Origin of the sequence: Agreia bicolorata (assembly GCF_000938265.1) — a bacterium.
Taxonomy (GTDB): Bacteria; Actinomycetota; Actinomycetes; order Actinomycetales; family Microbacteriaceae; genus Agreia; species Agreia bicolorata.
Map to the genome: position 1 here is coordinate 1 of NZ_JYFC01000020.1, position 488 is coordinate 488.

The 488-nt window shown below is 62.3% G+C and carries 1 protein-coding gene; it reads left to right on the forward strand.

Annotated features, from left to right (window positions below):
• Positions 1 to 20: 20 nt before the first annotated feature.
• A partial coding sequence (locus TZ00_RS20660) for a DUF7507 domain-containing protein (protein ID WP_420796242.1) occupies positions 21 to 488 on the forward strand: 468 nt, incomplete at its 3' end.

The following is a 488-nucleotide window of genomic DNA, read 5'->3' on the forward strand; positions in this document are numbered from 1 at the left end:
CGAATCCGTCGTTGGCTGTGGTGAAGTCTGCTGATCCGTCGTCGATTGCGAAGGCGGGCGATGCGGTTGCGTATTCGTTTGTTGTGACGAATACGGGCAATGTGACGATGACGGATGTCACGGTTGCTGAGACGGCGTTCTCTGGAACGGGGACGGCTCCGGCGGTCACGTGTCCTGCTGGTGCGGCGTCGTTGGCGCCGGGTGCGTCGGTGACGTGCACGGCGTCGTATGTGGCGACGCAGGCTGATGTTGATGCGGGCTCGATCACGAACACGGCGACGTCGACGGGGACGCCGCCTGATGGGACCCCTGTTACGTCGCCGCCGTCGAGCGCGGTGGTGACGGCGAATCCGGCTCCGGGTTTGACGATGGTGAAGTCTGCTGATCCGGCGCAGGCCGGGAAGGTGGGTGACACGATCACGTATTCGTTCGTGTTCACGAACACGGGTAACGTCACGATGACGAACATCACTGTCAATGAGGGTGAG